At 50.1% G+C, this 23,469-nt stretch carries 20 protein-coding genes; all 20 read left to right on the top strand.

Annotated features, from left to right (window positions below; genetic code table 11):
* Positions 1 to 129: 129 nt before the first annotated feature.
* The gene (locus tag C5F52_RS17550; RefSeq protein WP_104799664.1) at positions 130 to 2,616 is read left to right on the top strand and encodes an SLBB domain-containing protein; all 2,487 of its coding nucleotides are present in this window, start codon (positions 130 to 132) and stop codon (positions 2,614 to 2,616) included.
* Positions 2,617 to 2,627: 11 nt separating this feature from the next.
* Positions 2,628 to 3,818: a GNVR domain-containing protein gene (locus C5F52_RS17545; protein ID WP_161499724.1), complete on the top strand. Its 1,191-nt coding sequence runs from the start codon at positions 2,628 to 2,630 to the stop codon at positions 3,816 to 3,818.
* Entirely contained in the window at positions 3,815 to 4,930 is a 1,116-nt protein-coding gene (locus C5F52_RS17540; protein ID WP_161499723.1) for a glycosyltransferase, read from the top strand. Before C5F52_RS17545 ends, C5F52_RS17540 begins: the two co-directional genes overlap by 4 nt.
* A 29-nt stretch (positions 4,931 to 4,959) precedes the next feature.
* Complete coding sequence (locus C5F52_RS30390) at positions 4,960 to 5,397, top strand: GDP-mannose 4,6-dehydratase (protein ID WP_304598608.1); 438 nt, start codon at positions 4,960 to 4,962, stop codon at positions 5,395 to 5,397.
* 6 nt (positions 5,398 to 5,403) lie between these two features.
* The gene (locus tag C5F52_RS17525; protein WP_104799661.1) at positions 5,404 to 6,399 is read left to right on the top strand and encodes an FAD-binding oxidoreductase; all 996 of its coding nucleotides are present in this window, start codon (positions 5,404 to 5,406) and stop codon (positions 6,397 to 6,399) included.
* Between the two features lie 17 nt (positions 6,400 to 6,416).
* Complete coding sequence (rfbF, locus tag C5F52_RS17520) at positions 6,417 to 7,190, top strand: glucose-1-phosphate cytidylyltransferase (RefSeq protein WP_104799660.1); 774 nt, start codon at positions 6,417 to 6,419, stop codon at positions 7,188 to 7,190.
* Positions 7,191 to 7,198: 8 nt separating this feature from the next.
* Positions 7,199 to 8,266, top strand: coding sequence for a CDP-glucose 4,6-dehydratase (gene rfbG / locus C5F52_RS17515; protein WP_104799659.1), 1,068 nt, complete (start codon positions 7,199 to 7,201; stop codon positions 8,264 to 8,266).
* On the top strand, positions 8,263 to 9,615 hold the full coding sequence (gene rfbH / locus C5F52_RS17510) for a lipopolysaccharide biosynthesis protein RfbH (RefSeq protein WP_104799658.1): 1,353 nt from the start codon (positions 8,263 to 8,265) through the stop codon (positions 9,613 to 9,615). Before rfbG ends, rfbH begins: the two co-directional genes overlap by 4 nt.
* Positions 9,616 to 9,632: 17 nt before the next feature.
* A complete protein-coding gene (locus C5F52_RS17505) occupies positions 9,633 to 10,514 on the top strand; it encodes an NAD(P)-dependent oxidoreductase (protein WP_161499722.1) in 882 nt (293 codons plus the stop codon).
* Between the two features lie 455 nt (positions 10,515 to 10,969).
* Complete coding sequence (locus C5F52_RS17500; RefSeq protein WP_104799656.1) at positions 10,970 to 12,307, top strand: hypothetical protein; 1,338 nt, start codon at positions 10,970 to 10,972, stop codon at positions 12,305 to 12,307.
* Positions 12,308 to 12,365: 58 nt separating this feature from the next.
* Positions 12,366 to 13,364, top strand: a complete 999-nt coding sequence (locus tag C5F52_RS17495; protein WP_104799655.1) for a glycosyltransferase family 2 protein — start codon at positions 12,366 to 12,368, stop codon at positions 13,362 to 13,364.
* 333 nt (positions 13,365 to 13,697) lie between these two features.
* Entirely contained in the window at positions 13,698 to 14,975 is a 1,278-nt protein-coding gene (gene tviB, locus C5F52_RS17490; protein ID WP_104799805.1) for a Vi polysaccharide biosynthesis UDP-N-acetylglucosamine C-6 dehydrogenase TviB, read from the top strand.
* A 1-nt stretch (position 14,976) separates the two neighbouring features.
* The gene (locus C5F52_RS17485; RefSeq protein ID WP_104799654.1) at positions 14,977 to 16,047 is read left to right on the top strand and encodes an NAD-dependent epimerase/dehydratase family protein; all 1,071 of its coding nucleotides are present in this window, start codon (positions 14,977 to 14,979) and stop codon (positions 16,045 to 16,047) included.
* A 14-nt stretch (positions 16,048 to 16,061) separates the two neighbouring features.
* On the top strand, positions 16,062 to 16,460 hold the full coding sequence (locus tag C5F52_RS17480) for an FdtA/QdtA family cupin domain-containing protein (RefSeq protein WP_236657907.1): 399 nt from the start codon (positions 16,062 to 16,064) through the stop codon (positions 16,458 to 16,460).
* A gap of 23 nt (positions 16,461 to 16,483) precedes the next feature.
* A complete protein-coding gene (locus C5F52_RS17475; protein ID WP_236657914.1) occupies positions 16,484 to 16,930 on the top strand; it encodes an acyltransferase in 447 nt (148 codons plus the stop codon).
* Positions 16,914 to 18,032 (top strand): DegT/DnrJ/EryC1/StrS aminotransferase family protein, encoded by a 1,119-nt coding sequence (locus C5F52_RS17470; RefSeq protein ID WP_104799651.1) that lies wholly within the window; start codon positions 16,914 to 16,916, stop codon positions 18,030 to 18,032. Before C5F52_RS17475 ends, C5F52_RS17470 begins: the two co-directional genes overlap by 17 nt.
* 344 nt (positions 18,033 to 18,376) lie before the next feature.
* Positions 18,377 to 19,474 (top strand): glycosyltransferase, encoded by a 1,098-nt coding sequence (locus tag C5F52_RS17465; protein WP_104799650.1) that lies wholly within the window; start codon positions 18,377 to 18,379, stop codon positions 19,472 to 19,474.
* 3 nt (positions 19,475 to 19,477) lie between these two features.
* Positions 19,478 to 21,409, top strand: coding sequence for an asparagine synthase (glutamine-hydrolyzing) (gene asnB / locus C5F52_RS17460; RefSeq protein WP_104799649.1), 1,932 nt, complete (start codon positions 19,478 to 19,480; stop codon positions 21,407 to 21,409).
* On the top strand, positions 21,410 to 22,489 hold the full coding sequence (locus C5F52_RS17455; RefSeq protein ID WP_104799648.1) for an EpsG family protein: 1,080 nt from the start codon (positions 21,410 to 21,412) through the stop codon (positions 22,487 to 22,489).
* Positions 22,468 to 23,445: a hypothetical protein gene (locus tag C5F52_RS17450; protein ID WP_146100106.1), complete on the top strand. Its 978-nt coding sequence runs from the start codon at positions 22,468 to 22,470 to the stop codon at positions 23,443 to 23,445. Before C5F52_RS17455 ends, C5F52_RS17450 begins: the two co-directional genes overlap by 22 nt.
* The last annotated feature ends 24 nt before the right edge of the window (positions 23,446 to 23,469 follow it).

Raw genomic sequence — 23,469 nt, 5'->3', positions numbered from 1 at the left:
CGTCCATTCCTAACTTGAGCAGTCACCAATACGTCACTTTCTCTTTATATAATCCATCCTCAAAATAAAAACTAGCCAACACCTCAGCACATTGCCGAGGTGTTTTGTTTTTACCGAAAGATGTTTTCAATGCCTCAATTGAAGTTTGCGCTTGGTTCAAGTGCTGCGGTAGCCATGGTGCTGTCGCTTTTTGTGGTTTCAGCCCACGCGCAAAACATACAAGCGCCTACAGGTCAAACCCAAGGTTTCACAGCGGGTGCGGCAGCAGGTGGCGCAGGCCTTGGCGCCATGTCCGCAGGTGGTGTGCCCTCTATCCGTGCGGTCGACCCCACCAGCCCCTTTGGTGCCCCAGCTTTGGGCGCACAAGGTGCACAAACCTTGCAAGGCGGCTACAGCCAGCAACTGGTTGACCCCCTCAAGCCCAACGACTTCCAAAAATACGTCTTAGAAACCACCGGTTTCAAGCTGCCCCTCTACGGCCAAAGCTTCTTTGACAACGTGCAAAGCAGCCAACGCCCAGGCAGTAACCCCTTCGCCCCGGTCGACAACGCGCCCGTCACGTCTGACTACCCACTGGGCCCGGGCGACCAAGTCATCATTCGTGGCTGGGGCTCGATTGACATCGACGTGCGCACCACCATCGACCGCAACGGCATGGTCACCCTGCCACGCGTGGGTGCCGTGCAACTGGCGGGCGTCAAAGCTGGCCAAGCCGAAGGCGTGCTGCACAACGCTGTGGGCAAGTACTACAAAGACTTCCAGCTCAGCGTCAGCCTAGGCAGCCTGCGCTCCATCACCGTGTATGTAGTGGGTCAAGCCCGCCGCCCCGGCAGCTACACCCTCAGCAGCGTGTCCACCTTGGCCAGCGGTTTGTTTGCCACAGGCGGCCCCAACGCCAATGGCTCTATGCGCCGCGTGCAACTCAAGCGCGCCGGCCAAGTGGTGACCGAGCTCGACCTCTACAGCTTCTTGTCGCAAGGCAGCAATGGCGCAGACGCCAAGCTGATTGATGGCGACGTCATCTTTATTCCCCCCGCAACAGGCCACATCGCCTTGGTGGGCAAGGTCAACAACCCTGCGGTGTACGAGCTCAAAAGCGCGTCTGAGACCTTAGAGCAGTTGCTCAGCGTCGCCGGTGGCGTGCCCGTGGTGGCCGACCCCCGTCGCGTCACCCTAGAGCGCATCAACGCCAACCTCAATCAGCCCCGCAGCGTCGAAGGCTTTGCGCTCGACGCCGCAGGCCTCAAAACCGCGCTTAAAAACGGCGACTTGCTCACCGTGCAAGCCATCACCCCCGAAATGGCCAATGCCGTCACCCTGCGCGGCAACGTCGCCCAAGCCACCCGCCTGCCATGGCGCGAAGGCATGCGCGTGACCGACCTCATTCCCAACAAAGAAGCACTCATCAGCCGCGACTCCATTCGCCGCCAAAACGAAGCGCTGTTTGATAGCAACCAGCGTGAGCGTGCTCTGCGTGAGCGCGAAATGATTCCGGATGATTTGTTGGCTGACCCAACCTTAGACCTCAAATCGCAGTCGCCCAACACTAAGGGTGCTGTTGAAATGCGTGACGCACGACAAGCCCGACTGTTTGCACAACGCAATGTGCAAACTATGGCTGAAAACGTTGGCAACCAGTTTGACGAAGTCAACTTTGAATACGCCCTCATCGAGCGCCTCAACCGCCAAGACATGAGCGTCAGCTTGGTGCCTTTCAACTTGGGCCGCGTCTTGGCCAACGCCAAAGATCCAGACAACCAAGTGCTGCAGCCGGGCGATGTGGTCACCGTCTTCTCGGTCAACGACATGCGCGTGCCCATGGCCAAACGCCGCGCCATGGTGCGCATTGAAGGCGAAGTGGCCAGCCCAGGTGTGTACCAAGTCAAGCCCGGAGAAACCTTGACTACCGTGCTGCAACGTGCCGGTGGCCTCACGCACGACGCCTACTTGTTTGGCGCCTCGTTCTACCGTGAAGACGTTCGCAAAAGCCAAACCGAAAACTTGGAGAAGCTCATTCGCCGTTTAGAGGCCGAGTCCAGTGCCAGCGTGGCGCAAATCAGCCAAAGCATGGGTGCCAGCACCGATGCCTCATTGGCCCAAGCCCGCATCTTGGCCGCGCAGCAAGCGCAGCGTCAGTCGATTGACCGCGTGCGAAGCCTCAAGCCCGAAGGCCGCATTGCCATGGACATGCCAGCCGACATGTTCAACTACATCAATAAGTTACCAGACCTGCGCCTGCAAAACGGCGACCGTTTTGTGGTGCCCAGCCGCCCAGACTTTGTGTATGTGTTTGGCTCGGTCAACACCGAGTCGGCCTTGCTCTATAAGGCAGACCTGTCGGTCGAGCAATACCTCAAAGTGGCAGGCGTCAGCCAAAGCGCCGACCGCGATGGCGTTATTTTGATTCGTGCAGACGGCTCAGCCATTACCTCATCTGGCTCGTGGGGCAACCCCGTGCTGAGCACCAAGGTCATGCCTGGCGACACCATTGTGTTGCCCGAAAAGCTAGACCGCGAAGCCACTTGGAGCGCAGTCATTCGCAACACCAAAGATATCACCCAAATTTTGTACCAGCTGGGCTTGGGTGCTGCCGCCTACAAAACCTTGCGTAACTGATGGGCACGAGCATGACCGAGCAAACAACTGTCCAGAGTCAAACAGCCTTGCCTGAAGACGACGAAATTAGCCTGATCGATTTGGCCATTGCCTTGGGTGAAGAAAAGGCAACCATTCTTATGGTGACGGGTCTGTTCACCGCTGTGGCTGTAGCTTTAGCTTTGCAGATGCCAAATATCTATTCGGCTAAAACTGTAATGGTGCCGCCTCAGCAGCAACAGAGCGGTGCAGCTTCTGCTCTGGCTAGCTTGGGGGGCTTAGCTGGTTTGGCAGGTTCTGCAGCAGGTATCAAAAGTCCCGATGAAATGTATGTAGCCTTTATCAAAAGTGAAGGCTTACAGAATGCAGTTATTGAAAAGCTAAGCTTGCAAGAGCGCTACAAAGCTAAATCCGTGACAGATGCGCGGGCTGCTCTTGGTGGCGCTGTTCGTATTACGCCAGATAAAAAGTCAGGCCTCATCACCATCGAGGCTGACGACCAAGACCCCGCCTTTGCAGCCCAATTGGCAAATGCGCATGTGGACGAGTTGAGGGTGTTAATGGGGCGCTTGGCCGTCACCGACGCGCAGCAGCGTCGCATGTTTTACGAGCAGCAAATCAAAAAAGTGCAGTCAGAGTTGGCAGAGGCCGAACAAAGCTTTAGGAAAGCCAAGGCTCAGTCGGGCATGCAGGTCACTGCTGTTTTGGCCGAAACCGGTGTGCGTGCCAGTGCCGAGCTGCGCGGACAAATAGCAGCGCGCGAAGTTCAAATGAGCGCTATGAGTCGTTTTGCCACCGCACAAAACCCCGATGTACAGCGCTTGGGCAGCGAGTTGTCTGCTTTGCGAGCTCAGTTAGCCAAGCTAGAGCAGGGCAGCGGTGTGGCAGAGGCTACCCTACCTTTGCAGCAGCAAGCTGTAAAGTCTTACCGCGACGTCAAAGTGCAAGAGGCCATGCTTGAAGTCTTGATCAAGCAGTATGAGCTAGCTCGCGTTGACGAAGCCAAAGAAGGACCACTGTTGCAGCAACTGGATGTTGCAACTGCGCCAGAGCGCAAGGCTAAGCCCAAGCGCGCCATCATTGTGTTGGCTGCTGCTTTTGGTGGCTTGTTCTTAGGCGTACTGCTGGCCTTTATTCGCCGTGCCATGCGCAAGGCCGCTGAGTCAGATCAAGGCAGTTCGCAAATAGCCTTGTTGCAAAAAGCATGGAGTTTCAAGCGTTGACCCATAACGCCATCACAGCTGCTGCGTGGGGCTTCGTCTGTTGCTTTGTGCTGTGCATGTTGTTGGTCGTCACCAAGCGTTGGCATGGTGCGTTGACCATGGACTTCACAGATGGCATTCAAAAGTTTCATACGGCGCCAACCCCCCGCGTTGGGGGCATACCCATTGTGCTGGGGCTAGTCGTCGCTTGGTCAGTGACGCAGCAAGATTTGAAAGATTTACTTTTACCTATTTTGTTAGCAGGCATGCCAGCGTTTTTGTTTGGCGTTGCCGAAGACTTGACTAAACGCGTTGGTGTCATGCAGCGTTTGCTGGCTACCATGGCTTCGGGCTTATTGGCTTGGTGGATTACCGATTACTCACTCACCCGTGTAGATATTTGGGGTGTGGATTGGCTTTTGAGCTTTACGTTGGTATCTGTCATCTTCACTGCCTTTGCTGTGGGCGGCGTGGCCAACGCGATCAATATCATCGATGGTTTCAATGGCTTAGCCAGCACCATGGCTACCTTGGCGTTTGTGGGCTATGCACTCATTGCTTGGCAGGTGGGTGACTACATCCTGGCCAATGCTTCTTTCGTGCTGGCCGCATGCGTGTGGGGCTTCTTTTGGGTCAATTGGCCCTTTGGCAAGATTTTCTTGGGCGATGGTGGCTCCTACTTCATTGGCTTTGCGTTGGCTTGGGTAGCAGTCATGCTCTTGGCGCGCAACCAGTCAGTGTCTGCTTTTGCGGCACTTGTGGTGTGTGTGCACCCGGTCACCGAGGTGTTGTTCAGTATTTACCGTCGCAAGGTGCGTAAAGACCACCCAGGCATGCCCGACAGGCTGCACTTTCATAGTTTGGTTAAGAGGCGATATGTAGCTCGATGGTTTGGCGGCTATTCAAACGTAACAAGAAATTCAATTACCGGCGTATTGGTAGGGCTGTTGACGATTATTGCCATCATCTTGGCGTGTTTGACCTACTCATCTACGGCGCTATCGGCACTTGCGTTCTTGGGTTTGGGTTTAGGTTACGTGTCTTTTTATGCCCGTATGGTTCGGCATCATTGGTGTTCACCACTTGAATTTTTATTGATCAAACCGAATACGCAAACGCGCGTCGTGGTTTGAAATAAATTACGGCGTCTATTTCTAGAGCTATGAATCACATTCAGCCTGTCATTCTTTGCGGCGGCTCAGGCACTAGGCTGTGGCCTTTGTCGCGCTTAGGCTTTCCAAAGCAATTTCTTTGCTTGAAGGGGGATGAAATAATGTTTGAGCAAGTTGACTTGCACCTAACTAGTCTTGGTGACCTCGCAGAGCTGAGCATGCAACTGAGCTGTAAAGACAAGGGCGTCAACGAAGCGGCTTTTTGTAAAGAAAAGGTCATCGTACGATTTGACCCATACTACCTCTGCCCCGCCAACGTCGAAACTCTACTGGGCGATCCTGCCAAGGCTAAACCAAAACTCGGCTGGGTGCCCGAAATCACCGCACAAGAGATGTGCGCCGAAGTGGTTGCTGCTGACCTGGCCCAGGGTAAACAACATGCCTTACTCAAAGCCAACGGTTACAACGTCAACTTGACCGTGGAATAAGCCCAAGTGCCTGTCGTCAATCTCAGCAACGGACGTGAATTTTCTGCCACTGCGGGGGACTCCTTGGTGGAAGCTGCCTTGTTTGCTGGCATCACGCTCCCCCACAGTTGCAAAACAGGTCGATGCAGCACCTGCAAATGCAAAGTATCCCGAGGCGAAACCACGGCTCTGCAAACAGAAACAGGCCTCACCGACGCAGAAAAAGCAGAAGGCTGGATTCTCAGTTGCGTGCGATCTGCCCAAACCGACGTCACCCTCGAAGTTGAAGACTTGGGTGATGTTGTGTTGCCGCAAAGCAAAACCCTACCTTGCCGCATCAGCAACATTGACCAACTAACCTCTGACGTCGTCCGCGTCACGCTGCGTCTTCCGCCCTCGGCAGACTTCAGGTCCATTCCCGGCCAATACATAGACGTAATTGGTCCCGGTGGTGTGCGCCGCAGCTATTCACTGGCAAACGCCAACACGGCCGACAAAAACCTCGAGCTGCACATTCGTGCAGTCGATGGCGGCATGATGAGCGACTATTGGTTCAAGCAAGCCAAAGCCAATGACCTGTTGCGCTTCAACGGCCCACTGGGTACTTTCTTTCTGCGCAACTTAGCCAACCTTAACTTGGTTTTTCTTGCTACTGGCACAGGCATAGCGCCTGTCAAAGCCATGTTGGAGTCGTTGACAAATAATGATACCGAATATGCCCCTCAATCAGTAACCGTATTTTGGGGCGGGCGAACGGCCGAAGACCTTTACTTCGATCCACAAACCATACAAGCAGGGCATCGGTTTGTACCGGTGCTTTCTCGTGCAGCAGCCGGCTGGGCTGGCGTTACCGGCTATGTGCACAACGCGTTGCTTGCCACTCAGCCTGACTTGGCTCACACCGTAGTGTATGCCTGTGGCTCAGACGCCATGATTCGCAGCGCCAAGGCTAGTTTGTTGGCCGCCGGCCTACCTGAAGCACTTTTTTTTGCCGATGCATTTGTACCCTCGGCACCTCAATAACCAAACAAAAAAAATCTATGAAAGCAGTCATTTTGGCCGGTGGACTCGGCACCCGCCTCAGCGAAGAAACCGCCACACGCCCAAAACCCATGGTCGAGATCGGTGGCAAACCCATCCTCTGGCACATCATGAAGATGTATTCTCACCACGGCATCAACGACTTCATTGTTTGCTGTGGTTACAAGGGTTACCTCATCAAAGAATATTTCGCAAACTACTTTTTGCACATGTCTGATGTCACGTTTGACATGCAAGCCAACACCATGCACGTGCATGAAAAACGCGCCGAACCCTGGAAAGTCACCTTGGTCGACACAGGCGACAACTCCATGACGGGGGGGCGCCTGCGCCGTGTGGCCGAACATGTCAAAGACGAAGAAGCTTTCTGCTTTACCTACGGCGACGGTGTGGGTGACAACGACATTGCTGCCAGCATCGCCTTCCACCGCAGCCACGGCAAAGCCGCCACCCTCACGGCCACCTACCCCCCGGGTCGTTTTGGTGCTCTTGACATTCAAGAGGGCCAAGTCCACAGCTTCAAAGAAAAGCCTCGTGGCGACGGCGCACTCATCAACGGAGGCTTTTTTGTGCTTTCCCCCAAAGTCCTGCCCCTGTTGACGGGCGACGACACCATTTGGGAGCAAGAACCGCTCATGAAGTTGGCTGAACAAGGCGAACTTATGGCATTCAAGCACACCGGCTTTTGGCAACCCATGGATACCTTGCACGACAAAAACACCCTCGAAAAAATGTGGGCCACCAACTCTGCACCTTGGAAGAAGTGGGAGTAAGTACAAGCATGCAAACCCGCCCCGAATTTTGGCAAGGTCGCAAAGTGCTCATGACTGGGCACACCGGTTTCAAAGGCAGCTGGCTCAGCCTGTGGCTGCAGGCCATGGGCGCTGAGCTCTGCGGCATTGCTTTGCAGTCGCCCACTATGCCCGCCTTGTTTGATGTGGCCCAAGTAGCCAAAGGCATGGACAGCCACATTGCCGACATACGCGATGCCAGCGCCATTGCCCGCCTGGTTAAAGACTTCCAGCCCGAAATCATCATCCACATGGCCGCGCAGCCCCTGGTACGCTTGTCTTATCAGCAGCCCATCGAGACCTATGCCACCAATGTGATGGGCACGGTGCATGTGCTGGAGGCGGCCCGCCACGCAGGCAGCGTGCGCGCCATCGTCAACATCACCACAGACAAGTGCTACGAGAACCGCGAATGGGCCTGGGGCTACCGCGAAGACGAATCCATGGGTGGGTACGACCCTTACTCCAGCAGTAAAGGCTGTGCCGAGCTGGTCAGCAGCGCCTACCGCAAATCATTCTTAAAAGACGCAGGCATTGCTATGGCTACGGCCCGAGCGGGCAACGTCATTGGCGGCGGCGACTGGGCTCTGGACCGCCTAGTACCCGACACCCTGCTGGCGCTGGAAAAAGGCCAACCCGTACAAATACGCAACCCACACGCCACTCGCCCATGGCAGCACGTGCTGGAGCCTTTGTCGGGCTACCTCCTGTTAGCCGAAAAGCTGTACGAACAAGGCCAAGCCTGCGCCGAAGGCTGGAACTTTGGCCCCCGTGACGAAGACGCCCGCCCGGTCCAATGGATCGTTGAGCACCTGTGTCAAGTTTGGGGGCAGGGCGCCAGTTGGCAGCAGCAGCCGGGCGACCACCCGCACGAGGCCAACTACCTCAAGCTCGACATCTCTAAAGCCAAGCAACGCCTGAACTGGGTGCCCCGTTGGTCGCTTGAACAAGCGCTTGAACACATTAGCCACTGGCATCGAGCTTGGCTCGACGGGCAAGATATGCATGATCTGTGCCTTCAACAAATTCACCAATATCAAAATCAGTCCCAACCATGACCACTACAACCGTCACTTTCAATCCCAAACTGGATAAACTGCGAACCGAAATCAGCGAGCTGGTGCAGCAATACGCAGAAATTGCCCATGCCCCTGTTCCCTTCGTACCCGGCCAGTCCGCAGTGCCCGTGTCCGGCAAAGTCATCGGCACCAAAGAACTGCAGCTCATGGTGGACGCATCGCTGGACGCCTGGCTGACCACAGGTCGCTTTAACGCCATGTTTGAAGAACGCATGGCCAAATTCTTGGGCGTCAAGCATGTGCTGACAGTCAACTCAGGCTCGTCTGCCAACCTGGTGGCGTTCTCGGCACTGACCAGCCCCAAGCTAGGCGGGCGCGCTATCCAACCCGGTGACGAAGTCATTGGTGTGGCGGCGGGCTTCCCCACCACCGTCAACCCCATCTTGCAATTTGGTGCCGTGCCAGTGTTTGTCGATGTAGATCTCGCAACTCACAACATTGATGCGTCAAAAATCGAATCCGCCATAAGCCCCAAAACCAAAGCCATCATGCTGGCCCACAGCCTGGGCAACCCGTTTAACCTGGATGTGGTCACTGCCCTCTGCAAAAAATACAACCTGTGGCTGGTCGAAGACTGTTGCGACGCACTGGGCGCCACCTACAAAGGCCAAATGGTCGGCACATTTGGCGACATCTCAACGCTGAGCTTTTACCCCGCACACCACATCACCATGGGCGAGGGCGGTGTGGTGTTCACCAACAACACTGAGTTGAAGATGATTGCGGAGTCCTTCCGCGACTGGGGCCGCGACTGCTATTGCCCCCCCGGTAAAGATAACACCTGCGACAAACGCTTTTGCTGGACCAAAGAGCAAATCGGTGGTGACCTGCCTGACGGCTATGACCACAAATATACCTATAGCCACCTAGGCTACAACCTCAAGATCACTGACATGCAGGCCGCCTGCGCCTTGGCGCAAATGGACCGGTTGGAAGAGTTCATTTCCAAGCGTCGTGCCAACTTCACTTATCTGAAAGCACGCCTGCAAAGCTGCGCTGAATTTTTATACCTGCCTGAAGCAGCGCCAGACGCAGAGCCATCGTGGTTTGGCTTTCCGCTGGTGCTGAAAGAAAGCAGCGGAATCAAGCGCACAGACCTGATCAATTACCTGGACCAAAACAAAATCGGCACGCGGCTTTTGTTTGCAGGTAACCTGACCAAGCAGCCTTATATGGCTGGACGCAACTTCCGTGTGAGCGGCGGTTTGACCAACACCGATAAAGTAATGAACCAAACCTTCTGGCTTGGTGTCTACCCTGGCTTAAGGGATGAGCACTTGGACTACATTGCTTACAAGCTAGAAGAGTTCTTCGGTGTGAACTTCTGATACTTGGTGGACATACATTGAAGAAAATTTTCCTGACAGGCGGTACGGGTTTTGTTGGTAAGCATGTCCTTACTGCACTACAGGCAAGGGGCTTTTCTGTCATAGCGGCAACCCGCAGTGATATCTCGCACTTACCCAAGAATCTTGTGCATAGCACTACTGAGTGGGTTTCGTATCACGATGCAGAAAATGTTATTAGATCCTTTAAGCCCGAGGCAGTAATTCATTTAGCGACAGAATATGGCATCTCTGCAACGTTACATGATGTTTTTTTATCCAACTGTGCTTGGCCGCTAAACCTTCTTGAGAAGTCAATCAGTGCAGGTACCAAGCTTTTTTTAAATACAGATAGCTTCTTTGGTAAACGCGAATTTAATTACCCACACATGCGGCCTTACACTCTTTCAAAGTCTAACTTTCTAGATTGGGGGAAATTAGCTGTTACTGGTACACAAACTCGTTTTATCACTTTACGGCTTGAGCACGTATTTGGCGAAAATGATACCCCCTACAAATTCGTCCCAACGGTAATTCGACAGTTGAAAGCTAACGCAGATTTCGATGCGACGATTGGGACACAGAAACGTGATTTTGTCTATGTAGACGACGTCGTGAGAGCATTTATGATTTTATTAGACTCCATCTCGATGATGGCTCTCGAAAAGAATGAAATCGAGATTGGGTCTGGTCATTCCATGACAGTCAGAAGCTTTGTTGAGCTTGCAAAGTCAATTTCCGGTTCATCCAGCATTGTGAGATTCGGAAATTTACCAATGCGGCAAAAAGAAATTATGGACTCTTTTGCTAACACTAGTATCCTAAAGATCTTGGGATGGAAGCCACAATGGACTGTAGAGCAGGGTTTACGGCGGTGCATCCAAAACATGGATTCGGTCTGACAACGACAATCAAAGGCACATGCTTTAATCTCTACAATACCCCACATGACTTTATACAACGTCCAAATTGAGTTAGACGCAACCATAACTCTAAACTAGCGTGCCAACTATAAGGTGGTATTTAGCGAAAAATACAAGAAATCACCACTCATCACACACTACAAACCGGACAATGGGGAAATAGCTATCACCCAAAGTAACTAAAGTATGATGATAGCGGTTTAGAGTAACTAAAAATTTAGTAACATTTTAATGATGTTAAAAACATCCCATTTAATAATACGTGATGTACATAAGCAGGTTGGCCAAATTACTCAAAATATTTACCCATAATTTAAAGCATAAAAAAAATGCCCCTAAGCGACACGCAAAAAAATTTTGGTAATCGCAAATGGAAATGCCTAACCCAGCAATATATTTTTATTCCAATTAAAATAAATACATAAAATTTACAAATGAAGCGACTAAAAAAATTCTTAGCTTTGGATTACGATGTTGGGTACGGGCTTCTATTTCGCATTTGGACCATCATTGCTGGCGGAATTACACTTTTATTAATTCCTGAATATTTAACACCAGTTCAGCAAGGATATTATTTTACATTTTTATCTGTCATAGGCATTCAAATATTCTTCGAGCTTGGACTAAGCCATGTCTTAATAATAATTTCAAGCCAGGCAAAAGCCAATTTAACCCTTAATTTATTAAATATTTTTGAAGGCAACGAGCAGTCAAAACATAAAATAAAGTTCTTAATTTCCACATCCAATAAATGGTATGCCTTTATGGCGACCATTTTATTTTTTGTGCTGGCATACGGTGGTTCTTATTATTTCAGTGAGACTGGCTCAATACAAAAGAATGAATGGTCAATAATATGGTTATCGCTTTCTTTATTTACATCAATAAATTTATTTTTGAGTTCAAGATTGGCGATTTGTGAAGGTTTAGGTGAATTCGGTCAAATTTCCAAATTGAGACTCACACAGTCATTTATTGGTTATATCGTACTTTGGTTATTATTTTTTTACGGATCGGGACTTTGGGCAGCAATGGCCATACCATTTACAAATGTACTCATTACATCGTTTTGGATTTATAAAAGAAACATTTTGAAAAGCCTAAATATTAAAGAACCATTTTTGCAGGATGGTATTACAATCTACTCGTATAGAAATGATATTTTTCCGTTGCAATGGCGCATTGCAATAAGCTGGGCTAGTGCATATTTCATTTTTAATTTTATGACACCAGTTGTGTTTGCCAAAAATGGGGCGGTTGAAGCTGGAAAAATTGGACTGGCGTTGAGTATATTCAATTCAATTTCAACTATTGGAATGAGTTGGATTTCTGCTAAATTATCAGATCTTGGTGTGCTTGTTGAAAAATCTGCTCGACAAGAACTCGATATGTTTTTTAAACAGTTAGCTTTTCGTGCTATATCAGTCACTGCATTTCTCGGCATCTTTTTATTCTTAATACTATATATTATTAAATTCATTAATATAAATATATGGAATAGATTGCCGGAGATGACAGCCATGATATTCCTATTAATAGCAACGATTTTTAATGTTGCCATTTACTCATTGTCAACATACATGAGAGCACACAGTGAAGAGCCAATGTCATTGAATTCTGTTGTTTCTGCTTGTCTTATTGTTTTTGGATTTTACATGATTGAAGAGGCTAATTTATCAATAATGACAGGATGGTATTGCGGCGTTATTGTCCTTTTGTCATTTCCTTGGTGCTTTATTTTATTTAAAAAATACAATATTAGATTTAGTTAATTTTGTAATCCTGTCAAGCAGGCGCATTACATTTAAAAATTACTTTTTATTTAAAAACATGAATAAACTAACGATCGGAATCCCAATTTATAATGGGGCCAACACAATATCAGAGACACTAAATAGTGTATTGAAAAATATACCTTTGAATGTTGAAGTTCTGGTTTCAGATAATGCCTCCACTGATGATACCCGCAATATAATTGAATCCTATTGTAAAAAATACACCCAAATTACGTATTACAGAAATGACGTGAACTTGGGAGCTGATGCTAATTTTGATTTGGTTGTAAAGAGAGCTGCAGGTGAATTCGTGTGGCTACTTGGAGATGATGATGAAATTCATCCCAACGGGATTGAATTAATCTTAAACGCGATTAACAGCTATCCAAAAATTTCAGCTCTTTTTGTTAATTATTGTCTTTATGACAGAAAATCTGGCGTATGTTTGAATCCAAAGGTTTTGAAAATCGATGCAGATGTTTTTTGTGAAACCGCAGATCAATTTTTGAACGTAGCAACAGTTTATCCAAACTTCATATCTAGTATTGTTGTTAAAAAGTCACGATGGGGTGAGTGCTCATCATCAAATTTATTCGGAACCAACTGGCTGCAATATGGCATGCTATTGAAAATCATTGAATTTAATCAATCTATTTGCATAGCAAACCCAATTGTGATTAACCGTGGAGTTGAATTTAATGGGCCCAACGAATTCAACAGAAATGGGGCTGCAATTCCTATCCTTATGAATTTAATCGATATTTTAAATGCACTTCCTAGAAATGTGTATAGTCTAAGTGCCATAAACAAGGCTAAGGGCGAAGCGCATAGATTTCTTTTAAGGAAAATATTTAGTTCAAAGCGCGATGGTTTAAAGATAAACTTTCAACTTATGATGGGAATGATTTCAACATTTAGATGCTATCCAACTTTCTGGCTGCTTGAGTTGCCTTTGATGTTGATGCCGAGGGCTTTCCACTACCTCGCGTGGCGTGCTTATAAATTCAAAAATATTTCATGGTTAAATCGATTAATCGGTCGCTTTTGGAATTAAAGTGTGCGTATAGACCAGTTTGATAGTTTCTAGATAAAGAGCAAAATTTTTTGGTTTATATCTCCTATGTCCCCAGTTGTGCAGCCAATCTATAAACCGATGATTTCAATTTATCGATTTCTTTCAGATTTTTAAAAATACAGATTCGCCTAAATTTCAAAACCATAACAATACATAGAATATGACAATGGTTTTGTTTTTATATTATAAAAATCTATGCATGCTCATTTCCTTAATTAATTTTGAGTATATTTTCATAAATTTAATTCAAGCAAAATCCGTTAGAACAACCTCTTTTGTATAAATTCATATTCAATCTTGGAGAAAAATTTAGTGACCTTTCTGAATAAGACCATCGCTATTGTTGGTTTAGGCTATGTGGGACTGCCATTGGCGGTTGAATTTGGCAAGATACGTCCAACAATAGGATTTGACATCAACGAAAGTCGCATAACTGAACTGCGGCAGTGTCTAGACAAGACACGCGAATGTAGCACTGAAGAATTGAAAAGTTCCAGCTACCTGCGCTTTAGCGCCAACCACCAAGACCTCCTCGAGGCGCAAATTTTCATTGTCACAGTCCCTACTCCTGTGGACCAAGCCAATCGTCCTGACATGATTCCTCTAATCAAGGCTAGCCAAATGGTGGGCAAGGTGCTGAAAGCGGGTGACATCATTATTTACGAGTCAACGGTTTATCCTGGTGCAACTGATGAAATTTGCGTACCGATCCTCGAAGAATTTAGCGGCATGAAGTTCAACGTGGACTTTTTCTGTGGCTACAGCCCTGAACGCATCAACCCTGGCGACAAAGAACACCGCCTGCCCACCATCAAAAAAGTCACCAGCGGCAGCACGCCCGACGTGGCCGAAGCGGTGGACCAACTGTACAAAGAGATCATCACCGCCGGTACCCACAAGGCCAGCTCCATTCGTGTGGCCGAAGCCGCCAAGGTCATTGAAAACACCCAGCGCGACCTGAATATCGCTCTCATGAACGAACTGAGCCTGATCTTCAACAAGCTGGGCATCGACACCTTGGAGGTGCTGCACGCCGCGGGCACCAAGTGGAACTTTCTGCCGTTCCGCCCCGGATTGGTGGGCGGACACTGCATTGGGGTGGACCCCTACTACCTGACGCATAAAGCGCAAGAAGTGGGTTACCACCCCGAGGTGATCTTGGCTGGCCGACGCATTAACGACAGCATGGCCAGCCACGTGGCCGACGAGACCGTCAAGCTCATGCTGCGCAAAAACCTACCCGTGTTGGGCAGCAAGGTGCTGGTGCTGGGCCTGACCTTCAAAGAAAACTGCCCCGACGTGCGCAACACCAAGGTGGTAGACATCGTCAAAGCCCTGCGTGGCTACAACACCCAAGTGGACGTGTACGACCCCTGGATCGACGTGGCCGAGGCCCAACACGAATACGGCTTGACCTGCCTGACCGAGGCCCCGGCCCATGGGCAATACGCCGCCATCGTCTTGGCGGTAGGTCACCACCAATTCTTGGCCATGGGCGAGCAGGGCATCAAAGCCTTTGGCCAAGCAGGCGCCGTGGTGTACGACGTGAAAAGCATCTTGCCATTGGGGGCCGCTGACGGACGACTCTGACATGACCCCATACGAACAACTCTTACAAACGCTCTCAGCTTCTCCCAAGACCTGGTTGGTCACGGGAGTGGCGGGTTTCATTGGCAGCAACTTGCTGGAAGCCTTGCTCAAGCTCGACCAGCGCGTGGTGGGCTTGGACAACTTCGCCACCGGCTACCAACACAATTTGGACGAAGTGCAGAGCCTGGTCTCGCCGGCGCAATGGGCCAATTTCCAGTTCATTCAAGGCGACATCCGTAATTTGGAAGACTGCCAACGGGCTTGCGCGGGTGTGGACTATGTGTTGCACCAAGCAGCCTTGGGCAGCGTGCCCCGCAGCTTGGCCGACCCCATCACTACCAACAGCGCCAACATCACCGGCTTTTTGAACATGTTGGTGGCTGCGCGGGACGCGCGGGTGAAAAGCTTCACCTACGCCGCCAGCAGCAGCACCTACGGCGACCACCCGGCTTTGCCAAAGGTGGAAGACAACATCGGTAAACCGCTTAGCCCGTACGCCGTGACCAAATACGTCAACGAGCTCTACGCCGACGTGTTTTCAAAGTGCTACGGTTTTCACACCATCGGGCTGCGCTACTTCAACGTCTTTGGCCCGCGCCAAAACCCCAACGGTGCCTATGCCGCCGTGATCCCCAAATGGGTGTCCTCGCTGCTCAAAGGCGAGACGGTCTTTATTAACGGCGACGGTGAAACCAGCCGCGACTTCTCGTTCATTCAAAACGCCATCCAAGCCAATCTGCTCGCCGCCACAGTGGGTGAAAGTCATTGCGAGAAGCGCAGCGACGGGGCAATCCACCACCCTGCCCTCAACCAGGTCTACAACATGGCCGTAGGCGACCGCACCAACCTCAAACAGCTGTTTGCCTTGGTGCGCGACAACCTGGTGCCCTTTGGCGTGCCAGCCAACAGCGAGCCCGAATACCGCGACTTCCGCGCGGGCGATGTGCGCCACAGCCTCGCCGACACCAGCAAAGCCCAGCTCTTGTTGGGCTATGAACCCACCCACCGCATTTCCGATGGCATCCAGTCGGCGACGCGTTGGTATGTGGATCACCAGAACTTGTTGCAATGATCGGAAAGACCATCTTGGAAAATTTACGACACGAACACCGGGTACTGGGCGATGAGCGAGGGCAATTGATTGCCATCGAGTCAGGTATTCATATTCCATTTGAGATCAAACGGGTTTTCTACATCTACGGAACACAACCCAATGTGCCACGCGGGCAGCATTCTCACCACAAAACCAAGCAGTACTTGATTGCGGTTAATGGTTCGTGCAAGGTGACGCTTGACAGCGGCCAGAGCAAAGAAATCTACGAACTGAACCAACCCAACATTGGTTTGTTCCAAGACGCCATGGTGTGGGGAACGATGCACGACTTCAGCGCCGATTGCGTTTTACTGGTGTTGGCGGATCAGCGTTACAACGAAGCTGACTACATACGCAATTACGACGACTTTAAGCAAGCCTTCAAACCATGAGCTTTATTCACCCTTTGGCCGATGTGGCTGAAAGTCAAATTGGGCAAGGCACCCGTGTCTGGCAATTTGTGGTGGTGCTCAAAGGCGCCCAAATTGGGGCAGATTGCAACATCTGCGCTCAGACATTGATTGAAGGTGATGTGGTGATGGGGGACCGGGTGACGGTCAAGTCGGGCGTTCAGATTTGGGACGGTTCGGTCATTGGTGACGATGTTTTTATTGGTCCCAACGCCACTTTTTCGAACGATCTGTACCCCAGGTCAAAACAATACCCGACGAAATTCAGCGGAGTCACCATTAACAACGGCGCCAGCATCGGCGCCAATGCCACTTTGTTGCCCGGTATCACGATTGGCGAAAGATCCATGGTGGGTGCTGGTGCTGTGGTCACCAAAGACGTGCCAGCCCGAGCCGTGGTGGTCGGCAATCCAGCAAAAATCGTGAGGTACCTTGATGATCCCGTTTCTTGATTTAAAAGCCATCAACCAACAACACCGACAAGCCTTGATCGACGCGGCCACCCGCGTCATCGACTCGGGTTGGTATGTGTTGGGCCAAGAGGTCAAAGCCTTTGAGCAAGAATTCGCCAACTATTGCGGCACCCAGCATTGCGTGGGCATGGCCAACGGCTTGGACGCGCTGGTGTTGACCCTGCGTGCTTGGAAAGAGTTGGGCAAGCTCAAAGAGGGCGACGAGGTCATCGTGCCCGCCAACACCTACATTGCCAGCGTTTTGGCCATCACCGAAAACCGGCTCAAGCCCGTGCTGGTGGAGCCAGACGCACAAAGCTACAACCTGTGCCCCCAGAAGGTGCGCCAAGCCATCACGCCCAAAACCAAGGCCATCGTGGCGGTGCACCTTTATGGCCAGTTGGCGCCCATGAAGGCGATCATGGACTTGGCCGATGAACACAAGCTCTTGGTGCTGGAGGACTCAGCACAAGCACACGGTGCCACGGTTGACGGCAAACGGACAGGCAACTGGGGCCACGCCTCAGGATTTAGCTTTTACCCCGGTAAAAACCTGGGTGCCTTGGGCGATGCGGGTGCAATGACCACCAACGATGCCGAATTGGCCCAAACCGTGCGTGCCTTGGGTAACTACGGCAGCCACAAGAAATACGAGAACCTGTACCAGGGCCTCAACAGCCGCTTGGATGAAATGCAAGCCGCGTTGCTCCGTGTGAAGTTGCAGCAACTGGATACCGACACCTTGGTACGCCAGCAAATTGCCGTGGCTTACGCTCAAGGCATCACCAACCCGTTGGTGACATTGCCCATTGCCCCCAGTTCAACGGTGGCCAGCTTGCAAAACCACGTGTTCCACTTGTTTGTGGTGCGTGTCAAAAAACGCGTCGCTTTTCAAGCCCACTTGAAGGCGGCGGGCATTGACACGCTGATCCATTACCCAATACCACCGCACCAGCAACAGGCTTACCGCGACTACCAGCACTTGTCATTGCCATTGACCGAGACGATTCACCAAGAGGTGGTAAGTTTGCCCATGGGGCCGACGATCAGTGGTGAGCAAGTGCAAGACATCATCAAAGCCTGCAACGCCTACACCGTTTGACGTTTTGATTATGATCAAAATCAGAAGACTCAACGTTATAGCAGGGATGGCGTTAGGATGTTTATTTTGTGTAGTATCAAAAAGCATTTACCAGTCACATGGGTGCTGAGTATGCCGTTCCTGTCGTATATTTTCAATATGAGCACTATTGAACGGCGACTACATCTGCTAGCTGTTAACTACACTGTTCCACCAATTTTCACTCGAATGACCAGTAAAACCAACTTCAAGAAAATTGTGTAACTTAATCTACTTGATAACTCTATGTTGCTGCCGTTTTAAATTCAGTCGATTAAAATTTTCTTCCAATTAAATTTCGATCAACTAGTAAATTTTAAATAATTGTGAAAATTCTTTTAATTGGCGAGTTTAGTGGTTTGCATAATGAGCTTAAAAGTGGTCTTCTAAGCCTTGGGCATGAGGTAACTCTAGCGGCTGCAAGCGATTTTTACAAAAAATATCCTGCCGACATTAATTTGGGTTACGGAGAAAATATTTTTAGCTACAAGTTGCGCCAGTTGATTTATCCATTTTTAAATTTGAATAAGTTCACGGGCTACGACGTTGTTCATGTTGTAAACTTTTATACTATTCCTCGCTTTGTTAAATTGAATCTTTTTTTATTAAATTTTTTGAAAAAAAATAATGGCATATTGACCCTTTCAGGAGCTGGCGATGATCCATTTTTCGTTAATTATTCCGAAAAAACCATGCGCTACAGCCCAATACCCTGGGATGAAAAAATTGATCGTGGCGGCAAAAAACATTACATGAGGACTAATGAGCAGATTTTGGCTATGCATGAATGCATGAAAATTATTGATCGCGTCATACCAATAATGTTTGAATACTACTCAACATTTGTCGAGGCCGGTTATTCAGAGAAGACGACCAAGCCTATACCAATTCCAATTAATGTAAACAAATTCAAGGCCTCTTATTTCGAATCTAATAAATTAATTTTTTTTCACGGACTAAATAGACCTGGCTTCAAAGGAACTTTTTTAATTAAAGAAGCATTTAATAGATTAACTACAAACTATCCGAATGATGTTGAGTGCATTATAGATGGAAGAATGGCCTTTGAAGAATACATCAAAGTTCTTTCCAAAACCAATGTCTCGGTAGATCAAGTTTTTTCATACAGTCTTGCAATGAATGCCCTGTATTCAATGGCTCAAGGCAAAGTCGTTTGCGGCGGAGCCGAAACTGAATCGACTATCCTTTACGACGGAGAATTACCCCCTGTTTTCAACTTGCAACCAAACTCGAACGACATTTACGATACATTTATTAATATTCTGGAGCAAAAAAATAATTTAATTAAAATTTCCAATTCATCAAGGCTGTTTGTGGAAAATTATCATGACGGATCAAAAGTTGCTCAGCAATATATTAATTGCTGGAACTCAATAAAGCCAGCCATATCTGGGGAATCATAAATCATGTGTGGATTTAACGGATTTTTAGGCCGCAATGCCTTGCCACATCGCGATGATGTGAATGATGTCTTGTCGCACATGGCCCAAGCCATCAAGTCGCGAGGACCAGATGCCTTTGGCGCCTGGGCAGACTCCGAGGCCGGCATCGCCTTGGCCCATCGGCGTTTGGCCATATTGGACCTAACCCCTGCAGGAGCGCAGCCCATGGTGGCTGCGGGTGGGCGTTATGTGTTAGCTTTTAACGGTGAGATCTACAACCATTTGAAGCTCAGGGCTGCGTTGGGTGGTGTTGTTTGGCGCGGGCATTCAGACACAGAGACTTTGTTGGCGGGGTTTGAAGCCTGGGGTGTTGTTGCCACCCTGCAACGGGCCATTGGTATGTTTGCCTTTGCCCTGTGGGACCGTGAGCAACGCGTGTTGACGCTGGGCCGTGACCGAATGGGCGAAAAGCCCGTCTATTACGGCTGGCAAGGTCAAGGGGCGAAGGCGGTGTTTTTGTTTGGCTCAGACGTGTCGGCCTTACGCTGCCATCCAGCCTTTGCGGCCCCCATCAACCGCGATGCGCTGACGCTCTACATGCGCCACAACTGCATTGGTGGTGAGCACTCGATTTACCAAGGCATACATAAGCTCTTGCCCGGCCATCTGCTCACGTTGGCCGCTGGGCAAACCGAACCCCGCGTGTGGGCGTGGTGGTCGGCGGCCGAATTGGCGGAGCGCGCCGTGGCTCATCCCTTTGCCGGTTCGCCCGACCAAGCGGTGGACGCGCTCGAGGCCTTGCTCAGCAACGCCGTGGGCCAGCAAATGGTTGCCGATGTGCCGCTAGGGGCCTTCCTATCGGGGGGGGTAGATTCCTCTACCGTGGTTGCCTTGATGCAAGCGCAGTCCAGCCGCCCTGTCAAAACCTTCAGCATTGGCTTTCACGAGGCGGGCTATAACGAAGCCGAACACGCCAAAGCCGTGGCACAACACCTGGGCACCGATCACACCGAGCTGTATGTGAGCGCACAGCAAGCGCTCGACGTGATTCCCAAGTTGCCCACGCTCTACGCCGAGCCTTTTGCCGATTCGTCCCAAATACCGACCTATCTGGTGAGCCAACTGGCGCGGCAACACGTGACGGTATCGCTCTCGGGTGATGCCGGTGACGAGCTGTTTTGTGGTTACAACCGATACCAAATGACGGCCCGGCTGTGGGGCACGTTGCAGCGGGTGCCAAAGCCACTGCGCCGTGCCGCCGCCGCCGCCATAACCGCCGTGCCACCAGCGCGCTGGGACTCACTGGGTCGCTTTTTGCCTGTGTCGCGCTTGGGCGACAAGCTGCACAAGGGCGCGGCCTTGCTGGGCCACACCACCGTGGCCGACCTCTACCGAGGCATGGTGTCGCACTGGCCCAAGCCCGATGCGCTGGTTTTGGGTGCCCACGAACCCGCCTCGGTGTTGACTGGTTCACAGGCTGCGCTCCAAGGCTTGAACGAGGTGGAGCGAATGATGGTGCTGGACATGCTCAGCTACCTCCCCGACGACATCTTGGTCAAGGTGGACCGTGCCGCAATGGGTGTAAGCTTAGAAACCCGCGTGCCCATGTTGGACCACCGGGTGGTGGAGTTCGCGTGGTCGCTGCCGCTGGATTACAAGCTGCGCGGTGGCGTGACCAAGTGGCCGCTACGCGAAGTGCTGTACCGACATGTGCCGCGCTCGCTGATTGAGCGCCCAAAGATGGGTTTTGGGGTGCCGATTGACTACTGGCTGCGCGGCCCGCTGCGCGACTGGGCCGAGAACCTGCTGAGCGAATCGCGCTTGCGGCAAGAGGGCTTCTTCAACCCTGCGCCCATTCGCCAGAAATGGGCTGAGCACTTGTCGGGTCTGCGGAATTGGCAATACCATTTGTGGGATGTGTTGATGTTCCAGGCTTGGTTGGAGGTGCGATCCTAAATGTGGGCATATTTTTTATTGCCTTCTTTGGTATTTTGGCCTGCTTTGAATGAAAGGCCGAAATCACCTTTGAAGTCATTCAAGGGTGATTGTAATTTATATTGGTTTTTTGTTGCCTTTTGCTTTTGTTTGTTTATAGGTTGGCGGCATGAGGTTGGTGGTGATTGGATTAGTTATTTAGGCCATGTGGCTGAATTAACTGGTGAAAAACTGATTGACGTTCACTTTGCCCGAGATCCTGCGTATGCTCTATTAAATTGGTTCGGTGCTAATATATTTGGTGGCGTTTATTTCGCAAATTTGGCTAGCGCATTTATATTTACTTATGGCCTGTTTTTATTTTGTAAAAATATGCCGCGCCCTTGGTTGGCTATCTCTGTTTCAATACCCTACCTGGTCACTGTTGTTGCAATGGGATATACCAGGCAGGGAGTGGCAATTGGTCTTGCCATGATCGCAATGACCAAGTTATTGGGCAAAGTCAATGTCTGGGAGTTCATTTTTTGGATTGCTTTGGCTGCTACATTTCATAAATCTGCTGTTATACTAATTCCAATTGCATTGCTTGCGAAATCCAGACGCAGATGGTTAACATTATTAATGGTTGGCATTACTGCACCTTTGCTGTTTTTCCTACTTTTACAAGAGTCATTGGATGGTCTAATACATGGTTACATTGATGCTGAATATGCTTCTTCGGGTGCTGGGATTAGGGTTGCAATGAATGCAGTGCCTGGTATTTTTTTTCTAATTTTCAGAAATAAATTTTCTCTATCTCATTCTGTCAGGGTATTCTGGAGTTGGATTTCTATTCTGGCAATTCTTTTCATTATTATACTGTTGATGTCTCCATCTTCTACAGCAGTTGATCGTATTGCATTATATTGGATACCTTTACAAATTTTTGTCTGGTCTCATTTTCCTGATGTTTTCGGGAAAAAAGGTAAGAGAAATTCAATGTGGGTAGGTGCAGTGCTTGTTTACGGCCTTTCGGTGATGACCGTGTGGTTGTTTTTTGCGCAGCATTCATTTGCATGGTTGCCCTATCAGTTTTATCCTTGGATTTGGTTTTGGCAATAAAACGACAAGGTATTCGCTTGCTGGCGTGTGCTGTGATGTGCTTGCTGGTTTTGAACGGCGTGGCTGGGAATTGGTTGATGAGTTTGGGTATAAGTCAGCAGGTTTATCTACGTGACTTGATGTTTTCAGAGATCGTTTCGGATCACCAACGCATCAATGTGAATGAATGGTTGGCGCGTGGATTTAAACGTGACAAGCAAACTGATTTATATGCCGGTTACGTGCATCCCAACAGCTTAGAGATGCTGGAGAAATTACCTAAAGATTCAGACCGTGCTTTAGCGCTGGCCATCGTGGACGTGATTGGGCATGCCGATGGCAGTGTGTGTGGTCTGGAGACCTTGGGGGCGACGGTATTTGATACGCGTCGGGGCAAAGGCTGCTGTTCGGATTACAGCAAGTCATGGCTTTTTTATGCGAATTATCTAGGCCTGACTGCTCGTGAAGTCAGCTTGTTTAACCACACTACGGTGGAATATTGGGACCGGCAGTCTGGGCGCTGGCAGTGGCTAGATCCGTATAACCGTGCAGAAATGGTCGACGCTCAAGGCCAAGCCATGAGTTTGCTGAGTGTGCGAAATGCCGATTTCGGCAGTGGTGTCAGCATCAAGCTTTTGCCTTTGGCAGACGCGAAATTTGATCCCGATCAATACGCCGGGTATTCGCGCACGCAAATGGGCACCATGCTTTGGCGGCGTGGAACGAATTTTCTTGAAGTAGAGGCCTGGGATCGTCGGCTGCAAGCTTGGGGCTTGCCCAAAAAAGTGCGGCAACTGGTGACCTTGGTGTCAGGCGTACAGCCGGGTTGGTTGATGTTGACGACTCACGCGGATCATTTTTATTACAAGTTGCTCAGGTCTTTGCTGTGGTTGGTTGGGGTGGTTTGGGCGAGCTTGAATGTTTTGCTGTTTGTCTGCATGTGGCAGTGCCAAAAGAATGGCATGCGCAACCCATGAAATCAGTACTTTGAAGGCGTTGGT

This window comes from Limnohabitans sp. TS-CS-82 (assembly GCF_002943475.1).
The sequence above is the reverse complement of the archived record's forward strand: the minus strand, read 5'-3'. Positions and strand labels throughout refer to the sequence as shown.

What these genes read in the sequence shown, in the direction of transcription:
- C5F52_RS17550 (WP_104799664.1), top strand. Translation starts at nt 130, where the DNA reads ATGCCTCAATTGAAGTTTGCGCTTGGTTCAAGTGCTGCGGTAGCCATG.
- C5F52_RS17545 (WP_161499724.1), top strand. Translation starts at nt 2,628, where the DNA reads ATGACCGAGCAAACAACTGTCCAGAGTCAAACAGCCTTGCCTGAAGAC.
- C5F52_RS30390 (WP_304598608.1), top strand. Translation starts at nt 4,960, where the DNA reads ATGAATCACATTCAGCCTGTCATTCTTTGCGGCGGCTCAGGCACTAGG.
- rfbF (WP_104799660.1), top strand. Translation starts at nt 6,417, where the DNA reads ATGAAAGCAGTCATTTTGGCCGGTGGACTCGGCACCCGCCTCAGCGAA.
- rfbG (WP_104799659.1), top strand. Translation starts at nt 7,199, where the DNA reads ATGCAAACCCGCCCCGAATTTTGGCAAGGTCGCAAAGTGCTCATGACT.
- rfbH (WP_104799658.1), top strand. Translation starts at nt 8,263, where the DNA reads ATGACCACTACAACCGTCACTTTCAATCCCAAACTGGATAAACTGCGA.
- C5F52_RS17500 (WP_104799656.1), top strand. Translation starts at nt 10,970, where the DNA reads ATGAAGCGACTAAAAAAATTCTTAGCTTTGGATTACGATGTTGGGTAC.
- C5F52_RS17495 (WP_104799655.1), top strand. Translation starts at nt 12,366, where the DNA reads ATGAATAAACTAACGATCGGAATCCCAATTTATAATGGGGCCAACACA.
- C5F52_RS17485 (WP_104799654.1), top strand. Translation starts at nt 14,977, where the DNA reads ATGACCCCATACGAACAACTCTTACAAACGCTCTCAGCTTCTCCCAAG.
- C5F52_RS17470 (WP_104799651.1), top strand. Translation starts at nt 16,914, where the DNA reads ATGATCCCGTTTCTTGATTTAAAAGCCATCAACCAACAACACCGACAA.
- asnB (WP_104799649.1), top strand. Translation starts at nt 19,478, where the DNA reads ATGTGTGGATTTAACGGATTTTTAGGCCGCAATGCCTTGCCACATCGC.
- C5F52_RS17455 (WP_104799648.1), top strand. Translation starts at nt 21,410, where the DNA reads ATGTGGGCATATTTTTTATTGCCTTCTTTGGTATTTTGGCCTGCTTTG.